This window comes from Vibrio genomosp. F6 (assembly GCF_005146325.1).
Taxonomy (GTDB): Bacteria; Pseudomonadota; Gammaproteobacteria; order Enterobacterales; family Vibrionaceae; genus Vibrio; species Vibrio cortegadensis.
Genome location: NZ_SYUT01000092.1, coordinates 1 through 2,370, shown reverse-complemented (window position 1 = coordinate 2,370; position 2,370 = coordinate 1). Strand labels below are relative to the sequence as shown.

Sequence of the window (2,370 nt, the reverse complement as noted above, 5' to 3'; positions counted from 1 at the left end):
ACGTAAGCGTGTCATGAACACCGCATTCTAATCTTTCAGCACGAAGAATAAGATCATCTCTCCAACCCAAAGGAGAGTTGAAATGGCAAAACGACGCACCAACCTAGAATGGCAATCACTGTTTGAACAATATGAAAGTAGCAGTGTTACCCAACGCGCTTTTTGTGAAGAGCATGGACTGAGTTTATCCACGTTCTTCGCCAAACGGCGTCAACTCCAAACAGCAAACCAATCGGAATCTGTCGGATTTGTTAGAGCCGAAATCGTTGAAAAGACAACCAAGTATCAGGCCCAGATAGCTACGGCGAACATGACACTTCTCATCAATGATGTGGAGCTGAGCATTCCTCAAGGCACGCCAGCCACCTATCTTGCTGAACTCATTGGAGCGTTGTCATGAAAGGTATGCTCAGCGCTCCAGACATTTACCTTTATCGTGAAAGCGTCGATTTTAGAAAGTCCATCAACGGCCTTGCAGCGATTATCGAAAATGATACTGACTTGCCTCTTGGCAGCGGTGCGCTGTTCCTGTTTACCAATAAACAGCGCGATAAGATTAAAGTGTTGTACTGGGATAAAACAGGCTTCGCCCTCTGGTATAAACGCCTTGAAAAAGCCAAGTATAAGTGGCCTTCAAAAGAGAAAAATCAGGTGTTTACCCTCACTCAATTTGAGCTTGATAGACTGCTTTCAGGCTTCACAATTATCGGCCACGAACCCATCAAAATAAACGATTTTACAATGAGTTAATCGAGAATAAAGCCTTATTCTCCAAGCGTTAACGGCACGATTTTAGTATAATCAATGCTATGAAAAAGACGCCAAATATCAACCCAGAAAGCCAAGATGTTGCCGAGCTACAAGCGATGGTAGCTGCTCTGATGTCGGAGAAAAATGAGTGGAAACAAGAGCGCCAATCGCTGCTTGAACAACTCAAACTCGCCTTCGACCGTCAGTTCGCGAAACGCTCGGAGGCATTAAAGCCTTACGATGAATCACAAGGTGACCTCTTCAACGAAGCGGAGTGTGAAGCCGTTAAAGAAGACGAGGTTGAGGTGACAACCACGACCACAACGAAAAAGCGCGGTAAACGTAAACCTCTGCCTAAGACCTTGCCTCGTGAGGTTATCGAACTTGATGTAGACGACCATGAAAAGCAGTGCGCTTGCTGCAATCATAGCCTGCATAAAATCGGTGAAGACCGCAGCGAGAAGCTAGAGTTCACGCCAGCGGTACTCAAAGTGTTGGAATATGTTCGTCCTAAGTACGCTTGCCGCCAGTGCGAGAAAACAGGTGACAGCAGTCGTATCGTTCAGAAGCCATCCCCTCAGAGTCTCATCCCTAAAAGCTTCGCCACAGAAAGCTTGCTGACCAACATCATTCTTGGCAAATACCAATACGCGATGCCACTTTATCGCCAAGAATCGCTGTTTACCCAGTCGGGTATCGAGCTATCACGCACCACCATGGCAAGGTGGGTTATCCAAGTCAGTGAGAAGTTCGCCCCGCTGTATGCGGCCTTGAAGGAGAACCTGCTTCAACAAGTGGTGGTTCAGGCGGATGAAACGCCGCTCAATGTGCTCAAAGAAGAGAAGAAGTGTTATATGTGGCTCTACTGCTCAGGCGCTGACTCACCCGAATCGGCACTGCCGAATGTGAAAAATATTGCCTTGTACGACTATCAAAACAGTCGCGCGAGGGCGTGTCCCGTGGACTTTTTAGGTGACTACAACGGTTATCTACAAACCGATGGCTACGCGGCTTATGATGGTCTGCATCACGTCACCAATGTAGGGTGCTTAGCGCATGCTCGTCGCAAGTTCATGGATGCGAAGAAGCTTCAAGGGAAAGGTAAATCAGGCAAGGCTGATAAGGCGCTGGCTAAAATCCAAAAACTCTACGGGATAGAATCACGCCTAAAAGGTGCCCTGCCCAAGAGCGAAAAGCAGAGCGTCAAGCGCTTGCCAAGCCGATACTGGATGAGCTTTACCAATGGATGACGACCCAGAAGGTGATTGGCTCTAGCCCACTAGGCAAAGCGATAAAATATACGCTTGGGCAATGGTCAAAGCTTATTCGTTATATCGACGATGGTCACTTATCTATTGATAATAATCGCGCTGAACGCGCAATTAAACCACTGGTCATTGGCAGGAAGAACTGGCTGTTCTCTAACACACCAAACGGTGCTGATGCGAGCGCGATGCTTTACAGCATCATCGAGACCGCGAAAGCCAACGGTCTTATCCTCTACGACTACATGGTCAAGTGCATGAAAGAGCTGGCGAAAGCTGAGCCTGATATCGACGCACTCCTGCCTTGGAACTTCAAACACTGACAAGTCGCCCCGTGGGTTCATGGGGCGGATAC

Annotated in this window: 3 protein-coding genes and 1 pseudogene; all 4 read left to right on the top strand. The window is 47.9% G+C overall.

What is annotated here, in order from left to right:
- Window positions 1-82 precede the first annotated feature (82 nt).
- The 4 genes and pseudogenes from tnpA to FCV43_RS20885 all read left to right on the top strand — a co-directional run bounded on the left by tnpA (window position 83) and on the right by FCV43_RS20885 (window position 2,338).
- The gene (gene tnpA, locus FCV43_RS19680) at window positions 83-400 is read left to right on the top strand and encodes an IS66 family insertion sequence element accessory protein TnpA (protein ID WP_017037717.1); all 318 of its coding nucleotides are present in this window, start codon (window positions 83-85) and stop codon (window positions 398-400) included.
- Window positions 397-750 carry an IS66 family insertion sequence element accessory protein TnpB gene (tnpB, locus tag FCV43_RS19675; RefSeq protein WP_017037716.1) on the top strand — a complete coding sequence of 118 codons (354 nt, stop codon included), beginning with the start codon at window positions 397-399 and terminating at the stop codon, window positions 748-750. The genes tnpA and tnpB overlap by 4 nt, the downstream gene beginning before the upstream one ends.
- A 59-nt stretch (window positions 751-809) precedes the next feature.
- Window positions 810-2,134 (top strand): annotated as a pseudogene (tnpC, locus tag FCV43_RS19670) (IS66 family transposase); the annotation flags it as partial.
- Window positions 2,135-2,203: 69 nt separating this feature from the next.
- Window positions 2,204-2,338, top strand: a complete 135-nt coding sequence (locus FCV43_RS20885) for a transposase domain-containing protein (protein ID WP_431188304.1) — start codon at window positions 2,204-2,206, stop codon at window positions 2,336-2,338.
- Window positions 2,339-2,370 lie beyond the last annotated feature (32 nt).